Origin of the sequence: Kitasatospora sp. NPDC086801 (genome assembly GCF_044745805.1) — a bacterium.
Lineage (GTDB): Bacteria > Actinomycetota > Actinomycetes > Streptomycetales > Streptomycetaceae > Kitasatospora.
This window is the reverse complement of record NZ_JBIVAX010000064.1, coordinates 1-26129: the sequence shown is the minus strand read 5'-3', so window position 1 is coordinate 26129 and position 26129 is coordinate 1. Positions and strand designations below refer to the sequence as shown.

The window sequence follows — 26129 nt, the reverse complement described above, 5'->3', positions numbered from 1 at the left end:
CCCGCAGGAAGTCCGTGGGGTCGGGTGGTACGGCGAAGACGGGGTGGTGCCGCCGGGTCGGCCGCGCGCCGGGCGGTACGGGGACCGCGCCGGACCCCTGCGGGCCCCATCGACCCCAAATGCTTTCCCCGCCACGAAGGTTCGTGCAGGGAAGGGACCGTCGAGTGCAGGCGTGGGGGCCGGGGAGGAGGGCGCGAACCGGAACAGGTCGTGCTCCGACTACCGGGCCGCGCGCCGTTCCGGGAGGACCCTTCGCCTGTTGGTATAGAGAACATCGTGCTGGACGCTCACACCGGCGGTCGGCAAGAACCCGTCTGCCGGCGCGGCAGCCGTCGAGTCGAACCGGTGTCGCGGTTCCGAGCTGACCCCCGTGGCCGGTTCCAGGTGCCACAGGCCACACAGAGCGGCGCCAGGGACTGGACCCTGCGCCGGGCCCGACGCCACAGCGCCGACGCCCACGAGCACCTCACCCTGAGCCGGCCCGTGCCCGCGGCGGCCGCCGAACTCACCGCCCTGGCCGAGATGATCAGCCACCGCGACCACTGACCCCGGACCCCCACCCCCACCGGCCTGCGCGCCCCGAGCACCACCGACGCCGCCCCGGCTCCCCCTCCGGCAGCACCCTCCCGAGACCGGAGGAACAGTCATGGCCCTGACCGATCTGAGGCTTCCCCAACCGCCCCCGTCTGCGCGCACGCCGAAGCGTCGTCGCTCGCGGCAGATCCTGGTCGGCACCGTCCCCGTGGGCGGCGACGCACCCGTCTCCGTCCAGACCATGACCACCACCCCGACCGCCGATGTCGACGCCACGCTGCGGCAGATCGCCGAGATCACCGCCGCCGGCTGCGACATCGTGCGCGTCGCCGTCCCCTCCCAGGACGACGCCGACGCCCTGCCCGCCATCGTCGCCACGTCGAAGCTGCCCGTCATCGCCGACATCCACTTCCAGCCCCGCTACGTCTTCGCCGCCATCGACGCCGGGTGCGCCGCCGTGCGCGTCAACCCCGGCAACATCCGCAAGTTCGACGACAAGGTCCGCGAGATCGCCCACGCCGCCCGGGCAGCGAACGTACCGATCCGCATCGGCGTCAACGCCGGCTCCCTCGACCCCCGCCTGCTCGCCAAGCACGGCGCCGCCACCCCCCAGGCCCTGGCCGAGTCCGCGCTGTGGGAGTGCTCGCTCTTCGAGGAGCACGGCTTCACCGACCTCAAGATCGCCGTCAAGCACCACGACCCGCTCACCGTCATCGCCGCCTACCGCCTCCTCGCCGCGGCCTGCGACCACCCCCTCCACCTCGGCGTCACCGAGGCCGGCACCACCCTCCAGGGCTCCATCAAGTCCGCCGTCGCCTTCGGCGTCCTCCTCACCGAGGGCATCGGCGACACCATCCGCGTCTCCCTCTCCGCCCCACCCGTCGACCAGGTCAAAGCCGGAGCCCACATCCTGCAGTCCCTCGGCCTGCGCCCCCGCAAGCTGGAGATCGTCTCCTGCCCCGGCTGCGGCCGCCTCCAAGTCGACATCCACACCCTCGCCCAGCGCGTCGAAGCCGCCTTCGACGACTTCCCCCCTGCGCGTCGCCGTCATGGGCTGCGTCGTCAACGGCCCCGGCGAAGCCCGCGAAGCCGACCTCGGCGTCTCCTGCGGCAACGGCAAAGGCCAGATCTTCGTCAAAGGCGAAGTCATCCGCACCGTCCCCGAACACCGCATCGTCGAATCTCTGATCGAAGAGGCCCTGCGCCTGACCGAAGGCCCGGATACCGCCGCGGAGGCCGTGCCGTAGCGCTGTCCGCGCTTCCGGCCAGGCCCGGCCGCCATCCGCATCACCGCCGGGTCGCGGCTCTACGACGTCCTCGACGGACACGAACAGGACGTCCCCGGGCTTGTCGGGACTCGCCCTGTTCACCGGCAGGCCGCACGACCGATCGCCGACCGAACCCGTTGATCACCTCTCCCGAAAGGCACGACATGCCGTCCCTGCCGTACCGAGTCCCGCCGCTGTACTGGCCCATGCCGCTCAAGAGCAATCCGCGATCCGACGAACTCAGCCGCCGGATCGCGGAGGAGCTGGCCGCCGACGGCGTCTTCTAGGTCCCCGAGTACCGGCACGCGTACGACGACCTTCAGCTGGCGGGCGTCGGCTGCACCTCCTACCCCAGCGGCGACTTCGAAGGCGTCGTCCTCGTCACGGTCATCGAGGCGTGGACGTTCTTCTGCGACAACCCTCAAGCCGACCAGTGGGCGCCGCGCACCCTCCTTCCCGATCTGACCTCACTGAACGCCACGTCACTGCTCTCCCGGGTCCACGATCCCAGCGTGGATCGAAGCAGCCCCGCGCCTGACCGAAGGCTCAGGCGAATCCCACTGAGGAACCAGAGCAGCGGCTCATCGCCGCCGGGACGCCGGCCGTAGTGGCGGACACGGCGAACACGATCCGCCGCAGGTAGGCAGCGCCCCCGCCGTCAGTCTGATGGAGAAAGGCCCGAGATGGACATCGACGAATCCTCGAACCCGGTACACCAGCCCCGCCTGCCCTACCCGGACGGGTGGTTCGCCATCGCCTTCAGCGATGAACTGCCTCGTGGAAAGGTCATCCGACGGAAGTTCATGGGCGAGGAACTGGTGGCCTACCGTACGCGTTCAGGCGCCGCGCAAGTGGTGGACGCGCACTGCCCTCACCTGGGCGCCCATCTCGGCTTCGGAGGCTCGGTGGACGGCGAGAACATCGTCTGCCCTTTCCACCATTTCGCCTATGACCTGACGGGGAAATGCGTCCGAACCGGCGACGGGTCGACCCCGCCCCGGGCATCCCTGAAACCCTGGGCGTCATGTGAGGTCAACGGATTCATCTCGGTATGGCGCCATGCGGGGGGCTCCGCCCCGACCTGGCAGATCCCGACCCTCCCGGTGGACGAGTTCCCGCCACCGACGCGGCGGGCGTTCACCCTGGTCGACCATCCGCAAGACGTGTTCGAGAACACCGTCGACCTTGCGCACTTCGCGCCCATCCACGGATTCCAGAACGCGATGATCGCAAATCCACTGCAAGCGGATGGACCCCACCTCGGCATCCCGGTGACCTTCGAAAGGGCCTTCCCCCTCCTCGGGTCGGTGGAAACAAAAATCGTGGCGGTGGTACACGGCCTCGGGTGCCAACACCTCACAGGGCGCCTCGATCGCTTTGGCGCCGACTTCCTGGGCCAGGCCATGGCCACCCCGATCGACCCTGTTCGTGTTCAAACGTACTTCACGCTGTCCGTCCGCTCATCCGGGATCTCCGCCTGTCCCGATTGGGCAGCCAGAACCCTGTCCCAGATCCTGACCCAGGCGGTAGCGCCGTTCTACCTCACGGACGTCACAAAGGACTTCCACATCTGGAGCAACAAGAAGTACGTGGAACACCCCAAACTCAGCCGCGGAGACGGCCCGATCATGGAGTACCGCCGCTGGGCGCGCCAGTTCTACAGCGCACCGCACGCACCGGGACAGGGCGCTGCGCCGGAGCCCGAACCTTCCTGACAGTCCACGCCCCCAGCCCGCCACGTCCGCAGGCCTGCTCGACAGCCGCTCCCACGGGGCCAGCTCCGAAGAGCGGGCGGGCCAGGCCCGGCCGCTTCGAGCAGCCGAGCCACCCGAAGGGCGTGAACTCCCCGAGCAGGTAGGCGTAGGCGATCGGGAACAGCCGGGCATTGGGCTGGCCACCCCTCAGGCGCCGCTCGGGCAGGCGAGGCCGCGGCCGGATCGGGGAGCGGCCGCGGTCCTGGACCGCAACGACCGCCTCGCGACGCGCCTCAACCCCGGACGCGAAAGCAGGCCGTAATCTCGAATCCCACGACGTGCCGTCCCAGCTCGCCAGGACCGAGCTTTGCCAGCGTGCGACCGACCTGGACATTCCTCACCGCTCACCGCTCACCGCTCACCGCTGAGCCGCGACGCCCAGACGTCGTAGCCGCGGTGCCAGGTACGGGTCAGAACGGTGGCGCCTCGGTGCACCCTCCGTCGTCGTCCGCGTTCCTCTTACGCTCTTCCCAGTCGGTCCAGAAGCGCCGTTCCTCCTCCCGCTGCGCGGCCACGCTGGGGATGACCGCGATGGCCTCAGCGAAACGATCCTGCCGGACGAGCAACTCGGCCAGCTCGGTCGCCGCCCGTTTGCCGGGCAGCGGGCGCAGGCGGGCCATGGCCTCCTCGACGCGGCCGTCCCGGCCGAGCAACCAGGCGATCGTGAGTTCGCGGTCGTCGACCTCGTGCGGCGCCAGCGCCTCGATCTCAGCGATCGCCTCCCGGCAACGGCCCGACTCTCCCATCAGCCACCACCTGTTGGAGCGCAGCCAGCACGCCTCGTTCTCCGCGAGGAACTCGGGGCTACGCCCTACGGTGAGGGACAGGGCCATGCCGTGCTGGCCTTGTTCGGCCAGCACGGCATGGCCGCCTGGAGGAGGTTTCCGGAGTAGAGGTCGTCGAAGGTGTGCTCCACCGCCTGGACGGCGTCATCGAAACGGCCCAGCCGGATCAGCAGCTCCATCAGCGCGTTCTCGTAGTGGCTCGGATACGTGTCGGCGGCGATGAGGCCGCGCAGGTACGCCTCCGCCTCTTCGGCGCGGCCCAGATCCTCCAGGGCCGTCACGTGGGAGCGCGCGGCGGTCGACCGTTTGGGACCGGTGGCGAGCTCCCGCAGTTCCCTGGTCCGGCCATGGCGCGCGAGCAGCTTCGCGTATCCGTCGACGGTGCTGTGCGACCAGGGCCGATTCGCGGCCACTTCCAAGGCCAGCAGCCCGATCGCCTCGTCCAGACGGCCGGACCGCTCCAGAACCCGGGCCTGCGCGCACGGTACGTCCCCCAGGCCGCGTTCCGGGTCGCGCCTCAGCCGAGTGCCTCGCGCACCGGGAAGTGACGCTCGCCTCCGAGCAGGGAGACCGCCCCGTACCGGGGCGGTCCTTCCCCCCGGACGCCGTCCGGGCATCGGCCTTCGACGCTGTCCCCTGCTCCCTGTTCCTTCCGGATCTGGTGTGGGCCTACGACATGGCGACCGGCACCAGCCTGCTCGTCGACGTGCCGGGGACGAGCAGGCCTGGCTCGAAGCGGCCGCCGCGGGTATCCGGGTCGTCACCCAGTGGGGCTAAGGAGCACACACCGGCCGTGAGCCGGGTACCGTGCCGACCAGCGCCGACCAGCCCCGCCTCGATGCTCTCCCTGGTCGCCTCTATGCTCGACGGCCTCCAGGCCGGACCCGGGATGAGGGTGATGGAGCAAGGCACCGGCACCGGCTGGAGGAGCGGCTCGTGCTGATCACGTGGTGACATCGTCCGACACAGCGGAACCGCAGCCCCGGACAGCGGAGGCGGGGTGACCGTCGAGGACGAACGAGGGCCGGGGCGGGCAGTCGCTCGACTGCCCGCCCCGGCCCTCGCGTTCCGTCAGGACTCCGGGGTGACTGGGGTGTTTCGCACCTGCTCAGGCGCCGGTAGTGGGTACCGGCCCCGGGAGGGCGTCACCGTTCTCCCGGGGCCTGTACGGTCAACTCCGGTCGGAGCCGGGGGTGGTCACGGTGTGGGGCCGAGCTTCTGCCAGGCGTCGCTCTTGCCGGGCTCGTCGGTCGCCTTGTTCCACCACTTGGCGCGCCAGTAGAAGCCGTTCCACGAAACCGTCGAGGCCCAGGCGCCGTCGGTGTCCCCGGTGATGATCTTCGTGCTGGAGGCGGTGGCGCTGTTGGCGGGGGCGGCGAGGTAGGCCGGGGTCTTCCACCAGTCGGTCCCGTCGGCGAAGCTGCCCAGCGCGTAGGCGCTGCCGTGCTGGGGGCCGCGGGTGACCCACTGGTCCAGCAGCGGCTTGCCCGCGGTGGCCTGGTCCGTGCTGAGCGGCACCAGCCGCCACCACTGGTCCGTCTTCCCGTCGCAGTCCCGCACCGTGAGGGTGCCCCTGGCCGTGGTGGCGCCGAGGCACTGGTCGTGGCCGCTGGTACCGGACTTGATGTGGTACCAGCCCGCGTCCTCCTCGGTCACCGTCCACAGCTGGTTGGCGTTGCCGGTCTGCTTGTCCACCAGGTGGGCGTCGGTCCAGCTGCCGGGGTGGTCGAGGACGTTGCCGCTGTTGCGGTCCTCGATGATCCACTTGTCGCCGGTCTGCCAGAACGCGAACGAGGGGTTGGGGTTGTAGGCGTGCGCCTGCCACGGCGCGGCCTGGCACTGGGCCCCGGAGGCCGGTGCCGGCGGATCGACGGTCGTCACCGCGCGGCGCTTGTCGCCGGTGGATCCGTAGTCCTTGCCGCCGATCCTGAAGGTGACGTTCGCCGGGCCGGTGATGGGCAGGTAGTACTTGACGTCGATGTCCTTCGACCTGCCGGCGGGCACGTCCTCGCAGTAGCCGAGCTTGATGGTCACCCGGTGGAAGTCGCCCTTCAGCCCGCCCGCGTTGGGCCCGGTGTGGCCGGGGACGATGCCGCTCATCTCCTTCCAGGCCCCGTCCTTCACCACCGGCGGGGCGGAGGTGGGGAGGTCGAAGGAGATCTCCGTGCCCTGGGCGAGGGCGACCTTGGAGTTGTTGGTGATCCGCAGCTTCGGCTGCATCGGCCACATGTCCGCGACGTCGGTGGGGAAGTCCACCAGCTCGGCCTTGACGTCGATCACCTCGGCGGGCAGCGTCTTGCCGCCGCCGGTGGTGTTGCCGGACGCCCCCGCGCCCTTGAGCGCGTTGTCGAGGCGGGTGGTCAGGTCGTAGCCCATCCCCCACTCGCCGTTGGAACGCTTGGTGTAGTCGCCGGCGAGCTCCCAGATCATCGCCCCGCCGACGCCCTTGTCCGCGATGTACTTCGCCTTCGCGTCGACCGACTTCTCGTTCTCCGTGGAGAGGAACACCTTCTTGGCGTCGTTCCACAGCCACGACGCCTGGAGCGGGTCCGAGTACTTCTCCGCGTACGTGCCGGTCAGCTGCCCGGTCGGCAAGCCGGTGTCGACCCCGTAGGAGCGCAGGTAGCCGGGGGTGCGGCCGTCCTGGAGGTTCTTGGTGTGCCACAGCGGGTTCGACCCGGCCCCGACCTCCCGCTCGTTCTCCAGGTCGTGCCAGACGTTGTCGATCCCGACCGCGCCCATCCCGCAGGACTGCGCGTTGGCCGGGCCGCGCCCGCCGGTGCCCAGCGGACACTGCGCCTGGTCCGGCATGGCGGCCGTGCCCCACAGCCCGTCCGTACCGCCCTGCACGTTCTGCCAGCCGCGGGAGTAGTACGGGATGCCGAGGTTGATCCGGCCGGGCGGCAGGGCGCCGCGGTAGTAGTGGTAAGCCCAGTCGGTGTTGAAGTAGCCGTTCTTCTGGTAGTCCTTGGTGTCGGGCGCCTGGTCGTTGTAGATCCCGGCCGCGGCCAGCTCGTTGTCCTGCCCGGTGTCGTAGAGCGGGGCCTGCGGGCCGACGTACTTGTTCCAGGAGCCGTGCAGGTCGTAGCTCATGACGTTGACGTAGTCCTGGTACTGGAGCGCCTGGCCGGCGTCCAGTCCGCGTACCAGGTAGCCGGAGGAGGACCCGGCCGAGGTCAGCAGGTAGTACCGGCCCTTGGCCGCGCCCGACTGGTCCAGCTTGGTCCGCAGCGTCTTCATCAGCGTGTTGTAGCCCTGCTGGAGGCCCTTGCGGCGCGGGTTGGACACGTCCCAGTCCAGCGGGTTGCCGGTGCTGGGCAGCGCGGTCGGGTACTCGTAGTCGATGTCGACGCCGTTGAACCCGTACCGGTCCAGGAAGTCCGTCACGGAGTCCGCGAACGCGTCGATCCCCGCCTGGTTCACCGAACCGTCCGCGTTGGTGGCCATCGCGTAGAAGTTCCGCGTGCCCGCCCAGCCGCCGACCGAGATCAGCGTCTTCACGGCCGGGTGCTGCTTCTTGTACGTGTTCAGCAGGTTGAAGTGCCCCTTGTACGGCAGGGACGGATCCATCGCGTTCTTGTCGCCCGGCCAGGTCATGCCGGTCGCCGGGTTGGCCGGGTCGTTCGGGTCGCCGATGCTGATCCGGTTGTCCTTGACGTCGGCGAACGCGTAGTTGACGTGGCTGACCTTCGACCAGGGGATGTTCGACGCCAGGTACTTCGGATCGCCGCTCTTCCCCGCGCGCCACCCGGTGAAGTACCCGACCACGCGCCGGGTGCGGTCGTTGCCGACCCACTCACGGCCGCTGTTGTCGTACACGTCGCAGTACCGCGCCGCCACGCCCGCGGTGGCGGTCATGCCCTCGGGTCGGCAGTCGCCCGAGGTGGCCGGCTTCGTGCCGCGGCCGTCCGCGGAGTCGTCGAACGGGTCGCCCGCGTCACCGCCGTCCGGCTGGCCCACCGGGCGGGCGGACAGCTGCCACTTCTGGGCGTCGGACCGGTCGCAGTCGGAGATCTGCAATGGCCGGCCGGTGTCCGACCCGGGGACGTTCAGGCACTTGCCCGAGTTCGGGTTCCGCAGCTCCTGGCGCGCGGTGTAGATCCACTTCTGGGCGGGCGAGTCGTTGCACCTGTACAACTGGACGGCCGTCCCGTTGTCGGCGCGCCCGCCGTCCACATCCAGGCACTTGGCCAGCGACTGCAGCGTGCCGTCGGCCGACACCGTCCAGGCCTGGGCGTCGGAGCCGGCGCAGTCCGTGAGCCCGACCGCGGTCCGGTCGTCCCGGCTGCCGCCGCGCGGCTCGACGCACTTGCCGCCCAGGCCGCGGATCGTGCCGACCTCGGTGCCCGTCCCGGTCTCCCGGAACTTCCACCGCTGGGCCTGGTTGTTCGCGTCACAGGCCGTCACCGCGAGCGCCTCGCCCGCGCCGCCGGCCGTCAGACAGCCGCCGTCGGCACTGCTGACCAGGGTGTACCAGCCGGTGCCGGTGCCCTTCGGCTGCCACACCTGGTTGGCGTTGCCCTCCTGCGCCTGCACGAGGTGGGTGGTGTGCGGCCCGGGATCGTGGTCCACGACCATGTCCGGCTTCGCCGAAGCCGCGATCCGCCAGTTCCCGCCGCCGAGCGAGCGCATCACCCACCGCTGGGCGCCGGTGCCCTTGGGTTCGGACGCCTGGACGCTCGTCCCGGCGGCGGTGCTGCTGCCGTTCAGGTCCACGGCCATGCCGGTGCCCGAACGCAGCTCGACCTGCTGGCCCTCACGAGGGTCCGTCCCGGAGGCTGGGTCGCGGGGGGTGATGATGATGTCGCCGGGGTACTCGATTTTCCAGTCCGATTTTCCTTCGGTGCCGTCGCAGGAGTCGACGCCGACCCAGTTCGTGTCGCTGGACCGCCTCCCCGGATCCTGCCTGAGGCAGGCGCCGCTCCCCTTGAACCCCATCCCTTCCTGCCACAGCGAGACCCGGCCTTCTCCAAACGGAGACAACCTCCAGCCGAGCTCGCTGCCGCCGAGGTACGCCCAGTCCCTGCCACTGAGAGCGTTGTTCCACACGCCCAGGTAGCGCCCGTTGTGCTGAGCCTGCAGCGAGACCTTTGAACCCACGTTGTGGAGCAGCCAGCGCTGGCTGGCCCGCCCGTCGTCCGGGCGGGTGACGAGGTAGTCGTCGCTGCCGTTTCCCTCGGCGTCCAGCACCTCGCCCGTGCGGACGTTGCGCAGCCGGATGATGCCCTCACGCACCGCGGACGGGTCGGGGGCGACCTTCATGCCGTCGTTCGAACCGGCACAGTTGAAGATGTACCGGTCGGAGTCGGACGCCGCCTTGCCGAACTCGGTCAGGCACTGCGACAGTGCCTGCTGACCGAACGCGTTGGGGTGGATGGCCTCCTGGACATCGCCCTGCGCGTTGGGGGAAACCGGATCGAAACCGGGAACGTAGGGCACCCACCGGACCCACTCCGCCTTCGATGCCGGCAGCGGAGCGGCGTTGCTGTTCGCGTCCGTCGCCTGCTCCGCCGTCTTCGCGCACAACTCGTGCCCGGCGAAGGCGTCCTGCACGTTCAGGAACTTCGCGCCGGCCGACCCGGCGGCCTGCCGCAGCATGTCGGTGATGCGCGGCACCACCGAGTTACGGGCCCACTCCGCGTCCACGTCGCGGAAGGGGCAGCCCCCCTTGCGGTACCGGTCGCTGATGGTCGTGCCCTGCGTGTAGCGGAAGTCGTCCGTGGCCGGGAGAGGGTTGGGATACGACTGGAGCACGAGCTTGTAGTCCGACTGGCCGGCGGCCGACATGGCGTGACGGATGGCGGTCAGCGTGTTGGTGACATCGGACCGTACCGAGTCGAGCCTGCTGGCGATTCGCCTCTCCCCGTCCGGCTTGCAGGAGGAGTTCAGAGCGGTACTGAAGAAGGCCACGCCGCACGCCGTCATGATCTCGCTGAAGCTCAGGTCGTTGCCGCCGATGGACACCACGACCATCCGGATGTCGTTGGTCCGGGCGAGGTCGGCCAGTTGTTGGACCTGAGGTTTCTCACCCTTGAACGAATCCGAGAGGATGTTCTTCGTCGTCGCCCCCGAACAGGCGATGTTGAACCGGCGCTCGACCGGAATGTCCTCGAACTCCACTCCCTTGATGGGCGCCACGTCGGAGCGGTCACACCGGTTGCCACCGTTGTCGTAGGACGTCGTGTCGTAGACGCAGTCCTGTCCGGGCTGGCAGCGGGAGCGCCGGTCCGTTCCCCAGACGTCCCCCTCCTGCTTCGTGAGGGCGTTGCCCGCCCACCGGCCGCCCTCGCCGGAGATGTAGCTGTCGCCCATGGCCACGACCGCGCCCGAGTTCGAGTCCTCGCACCCGCCCGCCGCTGCCGCCCGGGCCGTGCGGCGTTCCGGATTGTACACCGTGCTGTTCGTCCAGTCGTTCACATCGCACCGTGGCCCGCCGTCGGGCTCGAACCGGACCGGCAAGTGGTCTGACCCGGTGCCGCGTTTGACGGACACCCGCAGGTTCCTCAGCTGGTCGTGGGCCACCAGGTAGTCCAGGGCACCCGCGTTCAACTGCGTTGGTGCTGGCGGGCCATAGGGAACCTGGTTCCTGGTGGCGTAGAACGTGTTGTAGGGCTCACCCTGGCCTGGAAGCGGCGCGAGGGTGTTGGGGACACTGTTGAAGTCCCCCATGATCTGCCACGACTTGCCCTGCTTCTTGGCGCGGACGGCGTTCACGAGGGCGCGCGTGTGGGGATTGACCGCCTCCCCGACGCGCATCGACGCGGCGTGGATGTCGAAGTACCACCTGTCACCGATCTCGATGCCGAACGCGGGGCGAGACGTGACCCACCTGTTGTTGTCCACGGTCGGCGTCACGAGGTCGAGGCGTGGTATGTCCTCCTCATCGGTCGTGGGCGCAAGGTTCTCGCGGACCCAGATCGCCATCGATTTCGGCGCTTTGGTGCCGATGTCGGGATCGTCCTCGGGGCCGCCGTCCCCGTCGGCCCAGTTTCCCCATTCCTTCCTGTCCAGGACCTTCAGGTAGTACAGAACCCCTCGCACCCCACGAGTCGTCCCGGAGGAGTGGTATGGCCCCTTGTACAGCCGGTACTTCAGGCTGGATTTACCCCTGTCGTTGACCGCGGGATCCAGTTCGTTGGAGGCCCACTCCAGCTGGCGCAGCTGCGCGCCGTCCGGCGTGGAGGTCGCCTCCTGCATCACGATGACGTCGGCGTTGGGCATCAGGGCTCTGACCTCGCCCCACTTGTTACCGCCCTGCATGTTGAAGCTGACGGCACGCAGCTGCGGGTCGGACAGCGCCACGGCGGGCGCAGGGGTCAGTAGCGTGATCAGCGATCCCAGCAGGCCGGCCAGTACGGCCGCCACCACGGACCGTCTCCAACGCCCCGGCGGACCGGCGAACGGAGAGAATGAGGGCGATATGCCCATGGGAATCCTTACTTGCTCACAGCGCGCACCAGCCGCACGACGGCAGCCGATCGGCCTAGACCATTGATGATGATTCGTCATCGCACAATAAGATACGTCCCCCTTTTAACGAAGGTTCCACAACTGCTCAGCAGTACAGAACAGCGCGAAACGCCCAGGCCCACGACCGTGAAGCCGAAGCATGACTCGCCGCGGCGACAACCGGACCCGGGAAAAGAAAGGGCCGACTCCACCAACGGGATCCGCGGCCACCAGGCTGGCCGTAGCTGGTAGACAACCGATGAACACCGCTTCCGGCCCGCCCCCGCAGGGGCGGGCCGGAAGCATGGGCACGTTCCGAACTGGGCTTTCCTAGAGCAGTGGACACTTCTGAGAAGCGAATCTTGGGGTCTGCGGAGAGTGAGGTGTCCCCCGGAGTGTGGACACAGGGGTTTCATGCCGCGAGGGAGAGTTTAGCCGGGGCGTGGTGCCGCTGTTCGAACTCGGCGGGTGGGAGGTAGCCGAGGGCGCTGTGACGCCGACGGGCGTTGTAGTAGGTGGGCCAGCGGAAGACCTCGAGCCTGGTCCGGGCCACCGTCATAAGCGGCATCCCGTGCAGTGCCTCGCGCTTCAGGCTCTGCCAGAGGCTCTCGGCCAGGGCATTGTCGTAGGACGAGCCGACCCGTCCCATCGAGCGGCGGACACCGTGACGGTCGCAGACCTCGGCGAAGGCAGCGGAGGTATATTGCGACCCGCGGTCCGCGTGGAAGATCACTCCGGTGACGTCGCCGCCCCGGGCGGCGACCGCGGACTCGAGTGCGTCGATGACCAGCGAGGTCCGCATGTGGGTGGCCATCGACCAGCCCACCACCCGGCGCGAGCGCATGTCGATCACGCAGGCCAGGAACAGCCATGAGCCACTGGCCCGGATGTAGGTGATGTCGCCGCACCAGCGCTCGTCCAGCCGCTCGGCGGTGAAGTCCCGCTCGATCAGGTCCGGCACCGGTGGAGCGATCGGGTCGGGGATCGTGGTGCGTCTGCGCCGCCGCAGGTGGCGGCCGGTGATCTGTCGCTCGCGCATCAGCCGGGCCACCCGTTTGCGGTTCACCGCCCGGCCGCCGGCCCGGAGCTCGGCGTGAATGCGTCGGACTCCGTAGGCCTCGCGGTGCTCGGCGTGGATCTTTTGGATCTCTGCGGTCAGGGCGTCGTCCTCGGACCGGCGCGCGGCGCGGGTCTCACCGCCGGCGATCCACCGGTAGTAGCCAGAGCGGGACGCGCCGAGTATCCGGCACAGCCGCTGGACACCGAAGTCACCGGCGTTGGCGGAGATGAAATCCCAGCGGCGGGCCCTCACTTCATCTCCTTCGCGAAATACTGGGCCGCCCGCCGCAGGATCTCCCGCTCGAGCGCCCACTCCTTCTCGGCCCTCGACAGCCGCGCGTTCTCCGCCCGCAGCCGGACCAGCTCCGCCTGTACGTCCTCCGCGTGCCGCCCAGGTCCTGTCGCCGTCCCGGCCTCGGCGGCTCGTACCCAGGACCGCAGTGTCTCCGGGTTGACGCTCAGATCGGCCGCGACGTCCTTGAACGTCCGCCGTCCCGCCGAGGCCCGCCACAACGCCACCGCGTCCGACCGGAACTCCGCACTGTACTTCGATGGCCTCGCCATGCAGATCTTCACCTTCCTGGACCAACAAGATCCATTGTCAGGTGTGTCCACACCACGGGGGTCACCTCAGTTCTTGGCGTGCCACAGTGGGTTGGAGCCGGCCGCTACTTCCTGTCCGGCGCCGCCGAGGTCGTGCCAGATGTTGTCGATGCCGACCGCGCCGTTCCCGCAGGGGGCGATGCTGCCGGTGCCGGGCTGGCACTGCTTCTGGTCGGGCAGTGCGGAGGTACCCCATAGCCCGTCGGTACCGCCGGTCACGTTCTGCCAGCCGCGCGTGTAGTAGGGGATGCCGAGGTTGATACGGCTCGGAGGCAGGGCACCGCGGTAGTAGTGGTAGGCCCAGTCGACGTTGAAGTAGCCGGTCCTGTCGTACTCGGGGTTCTTGGCGCTGTCGTAGATCCCGGCCGACGCGAGTTCGTTGTCACGCCCGTCGTCGTACAGCGGGGCCTGCGGGCCGACGTAGTTGTTCCAGGAGCCGTGCAGGTCGTACGACATGACGTTGACGAAGTCCTGGTACTGCAGCGCCTGTCCGGCGTCGTAGCCGCGCACCAGGTACCCGGACGCGGAGGCGGCGGAGGTGAGCAGGTAGTAGCGGGCCCGGTCGGCTCCCGTCTCGTCGAGCTTTGTGCGCAGCGTCTTCATCAGCGCCGTGTACCCGGCGCCCAGCCCCTTGCGGCGCGGGTTGGCAACGGACCAGTCGTTGGGGTTGCCGGTGTCCGGCAGGGCGGTGGGGTACTCGTAGTCGATGTCGATGCCGTCGAAGGCGTCCTTGAACCGGTTGAGGAATCCGGCCACGGAGTCGGCGAACGTATTGATGCCGGCCTGGTTCACGCTGCCGTCGGCATTGGTGGCGAGCGCGTAGAAGCCCTGGGTGTCGGCCCAGCCGCCCACCGACATCAGCACCTTCACCTGCGGGTGCTGCTTCTTGTACTTGGCCAGCTGATTGACGTGCCCCAGGTACGGCAGTGACGGATCCATCTCCGCACCCTCCACCCCCGGCCATGTCATGCCGGTCGCCGGGTTGGCCGGGTCCTCGGTGTTCCCGATGGAGATCTTGTTGTCGACGATGTTCGCGAACGCGTAGTTGACGTGGGTCACCTTCGACCAGGGGATGTTCTTCACCAGGTAGCGGGCGTCTCCCTTGGCTCCGCTGCGCCAGCCGGTGAAGTAGCCGACCACCCGCTTGTCGTGCCCGGCCCCGCCCAACCACTCGCGGCCCGAGGTGTCGTACACATCGCAGTACCGCGTATCCGCACCCGCTGTGACGGCCATGCCGTCCGGGCGGCACTGCGACGGCGAACCCGACACCGCGGGCTTGGCGGAGCGGTTGTCGGTGGTGTTGTCGAAGGGGTCGCCGGCCTGGCTGGGAGGTGTGGTGAACGACAGCTTCCACAGCTGGCCCGCGCTCGCGTCGCATGTGGCGATGGTCAGGTCCGCGCCCTGGCCGGTGGCGGTCAGACACTTCTGGTCGGCCGCGCTGTGCAGTGCGTACCAGCCGTGGCCGAAGTCCTCGGTCTGCCATTGCTGGCTCGCCTTGGCCGCATCACCCGTCCACAGGGTGACGCGGTGGGTGGACGCGTCGTGGTCCAGGACCATGCCTGGTGCCAGCGCGCTGCCGATCTGCCAGTTTCCGCCGCCGGTGTCGCGCAGCTGCCACTGCTGGTTCGCCTTGACCGGATCCGCCGCCCAGGCCAGGACCGGGGTGCCCTGCGCGGTGTTCCCGGCGTTGAGATCGGCGGCGAGCCCGCTGCGCGAGAGCAGGGTGGTGTAACGGCCGTTTTCCGGAGCGGATCCGCCTGGCTCACGGGGCGTGGCCCAGCCGGCCGCCGCATGCGCCTGGCGGATCTGCCGGATGCGGTCCGTACGGCTGGTCGGCGGCAGTTCGCCGGAGAAGACGGTGCCGCGCAGGGAGGGGAAGCGTTCGCTGATCTTCGCGGGTCCCTCGACGACGGTGTCCCCGTTCACGTTCGGGGTGACCTTGACCTTGACGTAGGAGTCGCCCTTGAAGAAGTACACGAAGTTCTTGATCTGGAACGCACTGTCGATGTCCCGGGTGAACTCGGGAGCCTTGGCCTTCAGGGCACCCCAGTTGTTCGCGATGGACAGCGGGCCGTTGGTGATCTTGTCTCCGGTGCCGCCGAGGTCTACCGACATCCGCGCGTACTGGTCCCCCTTGAACAGGAACACCTCCTTCGCGAGCGCCAGGTCGCCGGGCACATTGACGATGGCGTCCACGCCGTTCTCGAAGACCGTTCCACGCAGTGCGTGGAACGCCTCACTGATCGGCTTGGGCTGGTCGGCGAAGACCGGTGCCGCATCCGCCATGCCTTGTGCCCCCGGCTTGAGCCGGGCGCAAAAGGGTGTGTTGGTGCCCTGGTCGTCCTCGTGGCTGAAGGCGAGGAAGGTGCCGTCGGCCATGCTGTCGAGGGTGTCGACGGCCGCGTCGACGTTCTTCAGCACGCTGTCCTGCGGGACGGGGAAGCCGCTCGGCGGCGAGAGCGTGTCACCGGCTCCGGGGTCGTCCTCGTCGAAGCGCAAGGTCGCCGCCTGTCCTCCGGAGAAGAGCTGGACCACGGTCCTGCGTTCCTTGGCCGAGGCGGTCAGATCGAGGAACGACGCCTGGATGCCCACGGGGGCCTTGAGGGGGAACGGTGGCGGGGTTCTCCCGTCGCTACAGGACACCGGCAGCAGATCCATGCCTCCGCCGCGAAGCTGGCTCGTCCAGGAGCAGTGCTCCCAGGCGGCATCGAGCGGCTCTTTCCCTGTCTGCCCGAGGTGCACACCGCTGCCGCCGTCGTCCATCCAGACCGCACGGTCGTCGGCGTTGAACAGGTTCCCGAGCTCGTCAAAGCGCCACAGCTGTGCCGCGGAAGTGTCCCCCGCGGCACAGGGAGCGAGACCGAGCGTGGCCGTGTCGTCACCGCTCTGCGAATCCCGCTTGATGAGCTTCTTGGCGACGAGGCACAGCCCCGGCATTGCGAGTGGTGATAGGTGGAGATACATGTATCCATCGGGCCGCATGATTCGCGTCCCGCTCTCCATGAATACATTGTCGCGCATTCTCGATTCAGCTCCGTCGGCGCGGAGGTCCTGCGTCGGGTGAACCGCTACATAGGAATGCGTGGGCGTGGACTGAATGGTATGCAGAAGGCCATCAGCGGTCATGGTGGGCTGCGACACGGGAGGGAATGTCAGTGCGACCGGGAAATGGTCGGAATGCGGCCTGAAGAGATCGTTTGCGACGCCCCTCGTATGGGTGATGCGATCTCCGCCACGAGGGGTGACGCCACTCGCCACCGCGTAGTCGTATTCGGAGACCGGGGGGCTCGCCACGGGATCGACCCGATTGGGGTAGGTCGGCTGCCCCGAGCGGGCGAAACTCTCGCCGGCTGCCAGCTCGTTCTGCCAGAATGCGTCGCCCGGCTGAATGTTCCAGTCGCCGACCGCGACCCAGGGGGCCGTGCCGGCTGCCGCCCGCACCCCTCTCAGCAGGCCGCTCGCGTCCCGGTACCGGGTTTCCGCGGCACCGTCCGTATTGGTGTGAACCGTGAATACCCAGGTACCGCCGATCCGAATGCCGAGTGCAGGCCGACGGGCGTAGGCGTTCACCCACTCCTGGGGAGTGCGAGGACGCTGATTGCCCGCGCCGTCGCTGACCGCCCCACGGTCGGCGGGCGCAGCCGGGGCCACCGCGGGAACCACCCTGACATCGTCCGCCGGACGATCAGAGATGATCACCCGGGCGCGGTCCCGGTTCGCCGCCTCCAAGACATAGACGTGGTACTCCTCCGCGGGAACGTCAGGATGAGTCCAGAGGAGTTCCTGCCACCGCACATTCACCGGATTCCCATTCGCATCCGTAGTGCCGTCCACCATGACCCCGTCATTCAACGGTACGTATTCGTTCTGCCGTTCATCGAAGAAGGCCAGGCCGTTGTTGTGTTCCTGGAGTGCCAGGATATTTAGCCCATGCACATTTCCCTGGGAATCGCGATTGGCAAGCAGGTCAGGGATATCGGCGAACCAGTCGTTCCCGGCCCCGCGGTTCATGTTCCAGGTTCCGATACGGAACTCATTGCCCTGGGCTCGCGCTTCGGTCGCGATCGGTGCAACGAGCCCAAGGAGTCCGGCTAGCATTGACAGCAGAACTGCTTGGACGATCGGTCCGCGATGGACGGCTGTCCTGCGCTGAGGCGGGAGGATTCTTATGTGGTTTTCCATGACTCTTTGATCGTGGTTGAGATGGCTTCTGAACTGTGCCCCCGTCAGGGGCGGCACACGAATAAGCTCGTCCAGGCGAGCAGCGCGGCGTACCGGGGGCGCTCCCCCTCGTTGACGGACGGCAGCAGGCCGAGCGGGTGCGGGGCGGTGTCCCGGCTCGGCACGCCGAGCGGGAAGATGCCGGTGCTGAGGACGGCGGCCCGGTCGCCGGCGGACTCGGTGAGGGCCTTCCCTGCCGGTGCGCGCGGTGCCTCTCAGTTGAGCCCGTCGACCAGGTGGGCGATCACGTCGAGCGGGCGGTGCAGGCTGAGTTCGTCGTGCAGGGCACGGGCCCGCTCGCCGAAGCGGGGGTCGCCCAGGACCGCGGTGACCGCCTCGGTGATCGCGGTTTCCGTCGGGCGTCCGGTGCGCAGGTCGACGCCGGCGCCGCTCCACTCGACCCGGGCGGCCACCTCGGGCTTGTCCTCGGACGCGCCGGCCACGACCAGGGGGACGCTGTGGCGGAGCGCGGTGTGCACCCCGCCGTAGCCGCCGTTGGTGACCAGGACGTCGGCGTGCGGCAGCAGCAGCTCGAAGGGCAGGTACCCGCCTGCGCGGGTGTTCTCGGGCAGTTCGCCGAGCAGGCCGGTCAGGATCTCGGGGCCGTCCGGGCGGGCGGTGGCCGCGATCACCAGGACGTCCTGGCCGGCCAGGGCCCGTACGGTGGGGGCGACCAGTTCGTCCAGGTCGTCGTTGGCCACGGTGCCCTGGGTGACGACGACCACCGGCCGGTCCTGCGTCAGGTCGTCCCACCAGCCGGGCAGTTCGGGTTCGTCGCCCGCGGGAGCCGGGAGCGCCCCGATGAGACGCAGGGTCGGCGGGGCGTCGGTGCGCGGGTACTCGAGACCGGGCACCGTCAGCAGGAGGAAGTGGTCGGCGACGGTGGCGAGGACGTGGCCGAAGGGACCCTCCGGGAGGGGTGCGTCCACCGTGGCGAAGAGTTCCGCCGCGTAGCGCGTGAGCGGTTCGCTGAGCCTGGCGACTTCGGCGTTGAGCGCCGCGTTCCGGGCTCGTCCCTCCTCGCCCGGAAGCGACGACAGTCCGAGGCCGAACGGGGCGGTGTCCACGCTCTGCAGCGGGGGGACGCCGGTCCCGATGCTGACGACCGTCGGCCGTCGGTCTGTCGGCAGCGCCATGGCCAGGGCCTGGGCCCCCACGAAGCCGGAATCGGCGATGACCGCGACGGCGGGGAACTCCGCCAGCAGCCTCTTCAGGGTGCGGTACTGACCAGGCATCGGGTCCAGGAAGACGTTCTTCATGTCGAACGCGACGCGTTCCGGACCGGGCGTGGTCCCGTCCCGCCCGGGGAAGGCAGCGCCCAGGTCGCGGTCGTCGAAGTCGGACTCGGCGGGCAGCGCGACGAACCGCGCGCCCGCCGCCTCGGCGGCCTCGCCGTACCGTGCGCCGCCGAGGAAGACCACCTCGTGGCCGCGAGCGACCAGATCGGCGGTGATGGCGAGCAGCGGTCCGGTGTGACCGTGCGCCGGAATGGCGGCTGTGATGATTTTGGACATGGGAATCCCCTGGACAGACAGACAGACGGAGCGGAAAGGGACGCCTGGCGCTTCACTTCACTGCGCGGTGATTCGGGACGGCCAGGCGGCCGGAGCGACACGGGACGACGCTAGAACCCCGTGCCGACCTGGGATAACCGTCAACCGGGCGGTGGATACCGCGTACTTTGCGCGGCGGACCGCGTATTTAGCGACGGCAGGCGGCGCACGGTGCCGGGCGGCTCCGCCCCGCCTAACGTGTCGATGGCCATCCACCGCCCCTGCCTGGAGAGCCGGATGAAGGACCCCGGACACTGCGAGCAGCTCTCGGTGCACTTCGACGACCCGGACCCCATGGGGGTGCTGCACAACTCCCGCTACGCCGCACTCGTCGAACGGGCGATCAACGCCCACTGGCTGCGGCTCGGCTGGGCCCCCGACGCGACGGTCTCGGCCTTCCCCGACGCCCTCGTGGCCGTCCGCAGGTCAGGACGACCTTGCATCAGCCGATCACGGGAGTCTGCGCGCCAGCGACGACGCCTGCGTGGCGGCCGGCCGACGGTACTGCGGCGAGGACTACCTGGACGGGTAGGCGCCGATGGTGGCGGTGCGTTCGCTCAGGCCGGTGCTGTATCAGGCCGTCGCCCCGTTCCTCGACGATCCCGACCCCGCGGTCGCCGACTCCGCGCTGTCCGCGGCCCTGGCGTTCGCCGAGGACCCGGGCCTCGCCGGGCAGCGCGACGGCCTGGCCGAGCGCGCCCGCCGTCTCCTGCTCACCTGCGACACGCGGTGGCGCCGCTGGCAGGCCCTTGACGCCCTGACCGCCTGGGGCCACGATACGACCGGTTTCGCCCGGCCCGGCGACGACGACCGCAGCCCGTACGTCACCGGCCCGTCCTGGCCCGACAACCCGCCCTTCTGACAGGCCGGCCACGCCCGTGCGCCGCCCACCCGTCCGGCCCACCAACGATGGGAGGGCTGTCCGTTGAAGCCCTGGGATAAGGCCGGCCGGGATCGACTGGAGTGCCCCACGTGTATGCAGGCCTGCGCTGCGAAGGACTTGGGCCCACCGGGGCTGTCCGTCCCGCCGAAGCGGGAGCCGGCTTCGGCCTGCGGTTGACGGGCCTCCGCCGTGTGGGGGCGCGTCCCGCTCGCCAGCGATCGCCCCAGCCGGGTTCCGGCTGCTGCGCGGGGACGGCTTCGATGCGGGTGGTGGTCGCTCATGCGGGTGACATACGGGTCGTCTGCTGGCGGGAGCGGCCTGCCGTGTGGAGTACTGGGCCCGGTATGAGCGCTCACGCGCGGCTGCGCGTGCACCGGGACTTGCGGCCGCGCGTGCACCGGGACTTCGGGGAACGAGGGGGATGGGACGTGCCCAGGAGAACGGTCCTTGGCGCCGTTGTGCTCGCCCTGCTGACCACGGCCGCCCTGCCGGCCGACGCCGTCCACGGCGAGCCGCCTGCGCCCGGCCCTTCGCCGGTGGGCCGGGAGGTGTTGCAGCGTCAGGAGGTCCTCGACCGGCTCGCCGACCAGATCACGCCCGTCCCCGAGCATCAGCGCGCGGACGTCCCCGGCTACGCGGGCCTGACCGTCGACCCCGAGCAGGGACGGCTGACCGTCTACTGGCACGGCAACGTCCCCGAGCGCGTCACCAGCCTGATCGCGAACCCCCCGGCCGGGATCACCGCGCACGTGTTCCACGCCCCGTACTCCCTGGCGCAGCTGCGTTCGGCGCGGGACCGCCTGGTCGCCGCCGCGCGCGGCGAGGCGGGCGCGGCGTGGACGGTGGTCGGCCCGGCAGCCGACGGCACGGGACTGTCCCTCACCTACACCCCCGCAGGCGGACTGCCGACGGCCCGGACAGCGGGCGGTTCGGCAGAGCGCGAGCGGATCGCGGCCCGTGCGGCCGAGCTCGCCGGGGTGCCGGTCGACGCCGCGCCCGGGCTGGCCCCGCAGGCCACCGGGACCCGGCACAGCGACGCCAACCCCTGGAGCGGCGGAGCGCAGCTCACCACCCCGAGTGGCGACTCCTGCTCGTCGGCGTTCGGGGGGTGGCGGGGGAAGACGGCGGTCATGTTGACCGCGCACCACTGCGGCGACTCCGGTGCCTACAAGAACGGCACGGGGACGGTGGTCGGGTCGGTGGCTGATTCCAACTCCGACCTGGACACCGCGGTCATCAGCCTGAACGGCACCCCGTCGGGGCAGTTCTACTACGGTGGCTGGGACAACGCCCAGGGTGAGCGGCGGCGGACGGTCGGCGCGGGCCGGAACAACGTCGGCGACCTCGTCTGCGACAGCGGGTCGATGTCGGGCGCGCACTGCGCGCTGAAGATCACCCGCACCGACACCTCCACCAACGTCGACGGTGTGTGGCGCTCCGACCTCGACTACGCGACCCGCACCGACGACCACACGATCGCGGTGGCCCAGGGCGACAGCGGCGGCCCGGTGGTCGCCAGCGTCAACGGCGGTGACGACATGCAGGCGCGGGGCATCGTCAGCGCGGGCGGCGGCAGCACGGTCACCTGCAAGTGGGGCACCGACACGGCGGCGAAAAACGTCACCTGCTGGGACACCCTCGCGTTCGTGCCGATCGGCCCGGTCATCGACAAGTTCGGCATCTCCCTCGCCTGACCACCTGGAAAGGAACACCGTCGTGAACGTCGCGGTCACCTGCCGGCTCACGGCCACCCTCGGCGTACTGGCCCTCGCCTGCGGCGCGGCCGCCGCCGTCCCCGGACCATCGCCCCGCGGCCAGGCCCTGGCCGAACTCCAGCAGGCCATCCACCGAGCCGGTATCGGCCCTGCGACCTGGCACGTCGACACCGTCGCCGCCCAGCCCGGCGGCCACGTCCAGACCGTCGAGGTCATCGGCAACGTCAACGACGCCCGCCACGCCCTCGACCAGCGTTTCCCCGGCCAGACCCGGGTGATCCGCGGACACGTCACCTCGGACCTGGTCTGGCGGCACGGCCACGACTACGTCCTCGAAGGCGCCCTCCAGGCCCTCGAACAGCCCGGCTTCCAGGTCTTCGAGACCGGCGCCGATGAGAGCGGACGTACCACGGTCGGCGTCGTCGGCGACCTCACAGCCGCCCGCACCTACCTCGACGCCCACTACCCGGGCCGTACCACCGTCCACGGCAACACCCCACGCTGAAACGCCCCTGGGCCCTCGCGCCCCGCTCACCGCGCTCACGCCCCCGGCGCACACTGGAAACGTGCCCGTCGAACAGGAGCTGACCCCGGCCGAACGTCGCGTCTTTGGACCGCGACCGCCCGCCGGCCAGCCGGCCGGCCGAGGAGCAGCAGTCCATGGCCGAGGTGGCGCCGGAGTCCTTCGCGTACTTCCTCGCTCTCGGGCCCGGCACGCCGGTGGACGACGGCGGGTAGCCCGGTGCCCCGCTCCGTGACCCTCCCAGGACCCCGGGGGTACCCGGTCGGGCGCCGCCGTGTCGGCCGCCGGTCGGCGGTGCCCGCGCCCCGACCTGGGTCGGGCGGCCGTACCCCGGAAGGCATGGCCCCCGGGGATCTGCGCAGGTGAGGCTGCCGCACGTCGAGCCGATGTTGGCAGTGGCTGGCACGCTGGATGCGGACTCCCGCTGCGTTTGGCCGCCGCGTCGGCGAGGATGCCGCAGGCCCCGGCGTTGAGCGTGGCCTGCGGCTGCCGGAGGACCGCGCTACCGGGGTCGGTTCGTCGGCCCCAGACCTGGAAGCGGTGTGGTCCACCAGCGGGCCTTGTACAGCTCGGTTCCGGTCAGGGCGAGCGTCCCGTCGGGATGGTGGAAGGTGACGGCGGAGGTACACCAGGAGCAGGGCCCCGCGTGATCGGGCGTGATGGTGAGCAGGCGACCGGTAACGGGCTCACTCCCCACGCTCTTGATCCCGCGGGCTGAGTCCTCCGTGGTCAGCCCGACGGCTTCGAAGCGGTCGAGATGCGAGTCATAGCGCCACAGGCGATCGCCGGTGCTGAGCCAGAACGTCCCCGGCGCGGAGCGCACAGGTGCGAGGTCGTGTCCTCCGACTTCTGGAAGGGGGATACTGCGTTCGGGGGTGAGGGACGGGGTGTCGGGCGTGCCACCGACCCGAAGGGCCAGCAAGGTGTCGTCCCCGAGCACCCAGAGCAACTCCGCGCCCTCGTCCCACTGCACGGCGTGGGCCCCGTCGAGTTCCTGCTCGGAATAGGTGGTGCTGCGAGGCCCCTCCGAAGCCGCGTACAGCCGCACCCATCCGCCGGTGCTGGCGACCACGGCGACGTTGCCGTCCGGTAGGAGCTCCGCGCTGTGGGGGTTGGCGGAAGTGCCGAGGTCCGTGGCCCAGATCGGCGCGCCGGTCGCCGTGTCGACCAGGGCTGCCAAGCCACCCGAGGCGGTGACCAGGAGGGAGCCTTCACCGTCGAGCACCACGTCCCTGGCCTCGGTGGGCCTGGCCCAGCTGCGGTCCGGCTCCAGGTCGGCCAGCCGATCGTCGCCGTCAGCGGTCCACGACCACACCACCGGCAACCGGTCGGCCTCTGGTCCGGCCTCCCGCGTCGTCTCGCCGTCCAGGACGAGAACCTGCCGGGACGCCTGATCGACCGCGACGATCAACGCACTGCCCCGAACGCCGGCCGGCCCAGACCCCGGATCGGCCGCAACGACCGACGCATCACCCGATAGAGCCGCCTGCCCGGACGCCCCATCAGCCTCAACGACCACCGCACTGCCCCGAAGCCCTCCGCCGCTGCCATCCACGGCACGCGGGACGGGGGTCGAACACGCCGTCAGCATCAGGCCGCCCAGGACGGATCCCACCCTGAGGCTCGCGCCGGCTCTTGCGCCCACTGCCACGTCCCTTTCGCGCCACCGCCTTCGGACCATCCACTCTGCGTCCCGGTGCCCCGGCCCGGCGCCATCCTCGTCGCAGCGTCCGGGTGAACTCGTCCGCACGGGGCTGCGGGCCGGACAGCCCGACGGGGAACCTGCGGCTACGCAGAACCCGCAGCCCCCACCTACGGGGGCCCGGCCTCAGGACTCTCGGGCGGTCGTCCTTCGGGGCGAAATTCCTCGCACGCCCTTACGTCACGACCGGTCGGCGGCCTCCGTCACGGAGCGGCCTCGTCCGCACCGGCCCCGGGGCCCGGCGGGGTACGGCACCAGCGGTTCAGAGCTGAGTAGTCTCGCCTGCGCCGCCGCCGAGCACTACCGCCGCGACGCCGACAACGACGCCGACGAGGTGGCGGTGCCGTCGGCGGTGACCTGTGGTCTGCGCAGGGCGTCGACCGCGACGCCGGCCAGGCGTCCGTCTGGTGGTAAGGGTGCAGGCCGAACTCCCGGTAGCGGCCCTCCCCTGACGATCGCACAAGGTCACCGGTAGGTTGGACTCCACCGAGAGCCGGCAACAGTTGGATACGGGAGCCCGCCACGGGGTCGTCTGCTTCCTGCCCGCTTCGTGCTCTGATCGGAGAACTCGCGTGTTCACCAAGAACGCACCCACCATCGTGGTCCTGCACGACCTGGACGACATCCGTGCCGAGCTCCTGGCGGAACTGCAGACGGCGGGCGCGGCGGAGCGGCCAGGACTGGAAGCCGCCCTGCGCCTGGTGGACCGCCAGGTGACCGTGGCGCACGAGGAGCGTGTGCGCCGGTGGGTGAGCCGGACCCTGTCCGCGGCGGATGTCGACCCCGCGCTGGATCCGGTCCGGGCCGTGAGGGTGCTGCGGGAGGCTGTCCCGGGGCTGGGGCTCATCTCGGCGAACGACATGGTGAAGTCCGTTCTCCCCCGCTGACCCGGACGAGGCGCAGCAGGCCCCCGGGCGGACAGCTGTCGGCGGTCGGTCCCGGACTCCCGCCCGCCGCCCGAGTCCTGGCCGACTCCGTCCGCGTGCCCCGCACTCCGCCCCCGTGGTCGCGCGCCGCCGTCGAGGGCGCGCTGCACGCCGTGCTGGAGGAGTTCGAGCAGCGGTCGAGCAGGCCGCGCAGGACAGGCCGCTGCCCGGGTGAGCCGCCGACGCCGGCCGCACCGAGGACGTCCGCTGGCGCCGGGCCCCCACCGCGCTGCTGGAGGCCGCCGTCCGCCACCGCCACGGCCGCCTGCCGGACAGGGAACCCGGCGACCGGCCGCGGTGAACACCGTCACCCGGGGCACCGGGGAATGGGACGGGTGACCAGCAATCAGCCCCTCCCCCGGGGCCTCGCCTCCCTGATCCCCGACGCCCGACGCCCGCACCCAGGCCCCCCGGCGAGCGGGCCGCCTCCCGGCTCCTCCACCTGCGCGAGGCCACCGTGCCGATGCCGGCGCCGGTGCCGGTCCTCGCTGCGGCCGCCGTCGACGCGCTTCCGCACCCTGCGCCGTCCTTGGCCCCGCTCGCCGAGTAGTGCTGCTCACGCACGGCCCCGCAAGGTCGCCGGAACACTGGTGCTACTTCTGCCAGCCGATGGTCTCGGGCAGCGGGCTGTAGAAGACGGTGGCACCGACGTTGGCGAGGCCCTTCCTGATGCCGTGGGTGGAGGGACCGCTGTAGAGCGGCAGGAAGGCGTACTGCTGGGGGGCCTTCTGCTCGACGTTGTTGACGGCCGCGGTCTGCTGGCCGGGGTCGGCGATATCGCCGGTGGCGCGGATCATGCTCAGTGGTGATGTGCCGCTATTGAGGTTAACGACTTATGGGACGATTCACCCCTTTGGGGATTATTTGCGTGCTCTAAAGGGGTGAGCGGATCGCCCGTTTGGTTCGCATGTGTCGCCCGGATTCCGTCCGGTCTAGCAACGGGATAGAAACATCCGATTAGCCAGGAATGCCCGAGTGTTTCAGGTCATGTCCGTAGGTCATAAAACGGTGCAAACCGCCTGAAAATTACCCGCAGAAATCAACATCAAACGCCCACTCAGTGGGGGTTTTGGGATCTCTGATCCCATAAATGGCTTATGGTCACGTCGCTTTGATTACGCTATGCCCGATAGATGAACAACATCCATCCTTTG

16 protein-coding genes and 1 pseudogene are annotated in these 26129 nt (G+C 69.9%); 9 read left to right on the top strand and 8 right to left on the bottom strand.

What is annotated here, in order from left to right; all coding sequences use genetic code 11:
* Positions 1 to 384: 384 nt before the first annotated feature.
* The 4 genes and pseudogenes from ACIPLC_RS36455 (at position 385) to ACIPLC_RS36440 (ending at position 3517) form a co-directional block, all read left to right on the top strand.
* Entirely contained in the window at positions 385 to 546 is a 162-nt protein-coding gene (locus tag ACIPLC_RS36455; RefSeq protein ID WP_400477355.1) for a hypothetical protein, read from the top strand.
* Between the two features lie 100 nt (positions 547 to 646).
* Positions 647 to 1781 (top strand): annotated as a pseudogene (ispG, locus tag ACIPLC_RS36450) (flavodoxin-dependent (E)-4-hydroxy-3-methylbut-2-enyl-diphosphate synthase).
* 185 nt (positions 1782 to 1966) lie between these two features.
* On the top strand, positions 1967 to 2089 hold the full coding sequence (locus ACIPLC_RS36445; RefSeq protein WP_400477354.1) for a hypothetical protein: 123 nt from the start codon (positions 1967 to 1969) through the stop codon (positions 2087 to 2089).
* 396 nt (positions 2090 to 2485) lie between these two features.
* Positions 2486 to 3517, top strand: coding sequence for a Rieske 2Fe-2S domain-containing protein (locus ACIPLC_RS36440; protein ID WP_400477353.1), 1032 nt, complete (start codon positions 2486 to 2488; stop codon positions 3515 to 3517).
* Positions 3518 to 3966: 449 nt separating this feature from the next.
* Here the strand turns inward: ACIPLC_RS36440 and ACIPLC_RS36435 are convergent, their stop codons facing one another.
* From ACIPLC_RS36435 to ACIPLC_RS36410, 6 genes are all read right to left on the bottom strand, one after another.
* Positions 3967 to 4416, bottom strand: a complete 450-nt coding sequence (locus tag ACIPLC_RS36435; RefSeq protein WP_400477352.1) for a hypothetical protein — start codon at positions 4414 to 4416, stop codon at positions 3967 to 3969.
* A complete protein-coding gene (locus ACIPLC_RS36430) occupies positions 4368 to 4754 on the bottom strand; it encodes a hypothetical protein (RefSeq protein ID WP_400477351.1) in 387 nt (128 codons plus the stop codon). The genes ACIPLC_RS36435 and ACIPLC_RS36430 overlap by 49 nt, the downstream gene beginning before the upstream one ends.
* A gap of 784 nt (positions 4755 to 5538) precedes the next feature.
* Positions 5539 to 11709 (bottom strand): glycosyl hydrolase family 18 protein, encoded by a 6171-nt coding sequence (locus tag ACIPLC_RS36425; RefSeq protein WP_400477350.1) that lies wholly within the window; start codon positions 11707 to 11709, stop codon positions 5539 to 5541.
* A gap of 493 nt (positions 11710 to 12202) precedes the next feature.
* A protein-coding gene (locus ACIPLC_RS36420; protein ID WP_400477349.1) for an IS3 family transposase occupies positions 12203 to 13413 on the bottom strand; the annotation gives its coding sequence in 2 pieces (ribosomal slippage) (positions 12203 to 13167 and positions 13167 to 13413; 1212 coding nt in all).
* A gap of 66 nt (positions 13414 to 13479) precedes the next feature.
* Complete coding sequence (locus tag ACIPLC_RS36415; RefSeq protein ID WP_400477348.1) at positions 13480 to 17550, bottom strand: glycosyl hydrolase family 18 protein; 4071 nt, start codon at positions 17548 to 17550, stop codon at positions 13480 to 13482.
* Between the two features lie 338 nt (positions 17551 to 17888).
* Complete coding sequence (locus ACIPLC_RS36410) at positions 17889 to 19187, bottom strand: nucleotide disphospho-sugar-binding domain-containing protein (protein WP_400477347.1); 1299 nt, start codon at positions 19185 to 19187, stop codon at positions 17889 to 17891.
* Between the two features lie 604 nt (positions 19188 to 19791).
* Here ACIPLC_RS36410 and ACIPLC_RS36405 point away from each other — a divergent pair.
* From ACIPLC_RS36405 to ACIPLC_RS36390, 4 genes are all read left to right on the top strand, one after another.
* Positions 19792 to 20088 carry a hypothetical protein gene (locus tag ACIPLC_RS36405; protein ID WP_400477346.1) on the top strand — a complete coding sequence of 99 codons (297 nt, stop codon included), beginning with the start codon at positions 19792 to 19794 and terminating at the stop codon, positions 20086 to 20088.
* Positions 20089 to 20537: 449 nt separating this feature from the next.
* The gene (locus tag ACIPLC_RS36400) at positions 20538 to 21803 is read left to right on the top strand and encodes a hypothetical protein (protein WP_400477345.1); all 1266 of its coding nucleotides are present in this window, start codon (positions 20538 to 20540) and stop codon (positions 21801 to 21803) included.
* 22 nt (positions 21804 to 21825) lie between these two features.
* Positions 21826 to 22329, top strand: a complete 504-nt coding sequence (locus ACIPLC_RS36395) for a hypothetical protein (RefSeq protein ID WP_400477344.1) — start codon at positions 21826 to 21828, stop codon at positions 22327 to 22329.
* A gap of 104 nt (positions 22330 to 22433) precedes the next feature.
* Positions 22434 to 22562, top strand: a complete 129-nt coding sequence (locus ACIPLC_RS36390) for a hypothetical protein (RefSeq protein WP_400477343.1) — start codon at positions 22434 to 22436, stop codon at positions 22560 to 22562.
* Between the two features lie 287 nt (positions 22563 to 22849).
* Here the strand turns inward: ACIPLC_RS36390 and ACIPLC_RS36385 are convergent, their stop codons facing one another.
* Entirely contained in the window at positions 22850 to 23758 is a 909-nt protein-coding gene (locus ACIPLC_RS36385) for a DUF6528 family protein (RefSeq protein WP_400477342.1), read from the bottom strand.
* 863 nt (positions 23759 to 24621) lie between these two features.
* Here ACIPLC_RS36385 and ACIPLC_RS36380 point away from each other — a divergent pair.
* Entirely contained in the window at positions 24622 to 24936 is a 315-nt protein-coding gene (locus ACIPLC_RS36380; protein ID WP_400477341.1) for a hypothetical protein, read from the top strand.
* Between the two features lie 632 nt (positions 24937 to 25568).
* Here ACIPLC_RS36380 and ACIPLC_RS36375 read toward each other — a convergent pair.
* The gene (locus ACIPLC_RS36375; protein WP_400477340.1) at positions 25569 to 25772 is read right to left on the bottom strand and encodes a hypothetical protein; all 204 of its coding nucleotides are present in this window, start codon (positions 25770 to 25772) and stop codon (positions 25569 to 25571) included.
* Positions 25773 to 26129: the final 357 nt, after the last annotated feature.